Origin of the sequence: Streptomyces sp. WELS2, assembly GCF_013870595.1 — a bacterium.
GTDB lineage: Bacteria > Actinomycetota > Actinomycetes > Streptomycetales > Streptomycetaceae > Streptomyces.
The window spans coordinates 1-1,178 of the sequence record NZ_JACBWZ010001308.1 but is presented as its reverse complement, the minus strand read 5'-3'; the positions used below and the strand labels follow the sequence as shown (position 1 = coordinate 1,178).

The window sequence follows — 1,178 nt, the reverse complement described above, 5'->3', positions numbered from 1 at the left end:
GGTGCTCGGCGAGGCGTGGGGGCCGGGGGCCGGGTGGCTGCTGGAGCAGTTGCCGGAGCTGCTCGGTGCCGCCGACGATCCCGGGGCGTTCGTGCCCCGGCACCGGGTGGTGGCGCTGGCCCGGCACCGGCGGCCGGGGCTCCGGCTGACCCGGACCGGGCTGGTGCTGGAGTCGTTGATCCCGTCCGTGCTGGAGCAGAAGGTCACGACCGACGAGGCGTACCGGGCGTGGCGGCTGCTGGTACGGCGGTTCGGGGAGCCGGCGCCGGGGCCCGCGGGGGCGGGCGAACGGCCGATGTCCGTGATGCCCGCGCCGCGGACCTGGGCTCTGATCCCCTCCTGGGAGTGGCACCGGGCGGGCGTGGACGACAAGCGGGCGTCCACGATCCTGCGGGCCGTACGGGTCGCCGCGCGGCTGGAGCAGGCGGCGGGGATGCCGGCGGACCAGGCCCGGGCGCGGCTGGAGGTCGTACCGGGCGTCGGGCCGTGGACGTCGACGGAAGTGGTGCAGCGCAGTCATGGGGCGGCGGACGAGGTGACCGTCGGGGATCTGCATCTGCCCGGGATCGTGGGGTGGGCACTGGCGGGCGACCGCGACGCCGACGACGCGGAGATGCTGCGCCTGCTCCAGCCGTACACCGGCCAGCGGCACCGGGCGGCCCGGCTGATCCTCCTGAGCGGCCACGTACCGGCCAGACGCAAGCCGAAGATGCCCCGGGTGGACATCGGCTTGCTGTGAGGCCCACCGGGCCGCGGCCGCGGATTGCCTACCGGCGCCGGAAAGTGAGGGTTGCCGCTGGGGGGTGGGATCGCTTACCCGCGCCGACGGGCAGGTGCCCCTCCCCTTCCCCGGGGCGGAGCCCCCATGGCGGTGCGCCAGGCGAGCGAACGGGAGCTACTGATCGGAAGAGAAGCGGAGCGCCCCCGCGGGGATGCGGGCGTCGCACCACACCCGTACGCCCTCGCGGAGTTCGTTGTCGGCGCCCACGACCGCGCCGTCGCCGATGACCGTACCGGTGAGGACGGAGCGTTCGCCGACGCGGGCGCGGGTGCCGATGAGGGAGTCGGTGACGACGGCGCCCGGCTCGATGACGGCGCCGGGCAGGATGGTGGAGCCGGAGATCCGCGCCCCCTCGGCCACGAACGCGCCCTCGCCCACCACCGTGCCGCCGGTCACC

At 75.8% G+C, this 1,178-nt stretch carries 1 protein-coding gene and 1 pseudogene; one reads left to right on the top strand and one right to left on the bottom strand.

The window, feature by feature from the left end; translation table 11 throughout:
* On the top strand, positions 1-739 hold a 739-nt coding region (locus H5J33_RS35965), incomplete at its 5' end, for a DNA-3-methyladenine glycosylase (RefSeq protein WP_181798840.1).
* Positions 740-895: 156 nt separating this feature from the next.
* Here H5J33_RS35965 and H5J33_RS35960 read toward each other — a convergent pair.
* Positions 896-1,178: pseudogene (locus tag H5J33_RS35960) on the bottom strand (NDP-sugar synthase); the annotation flags it as partial.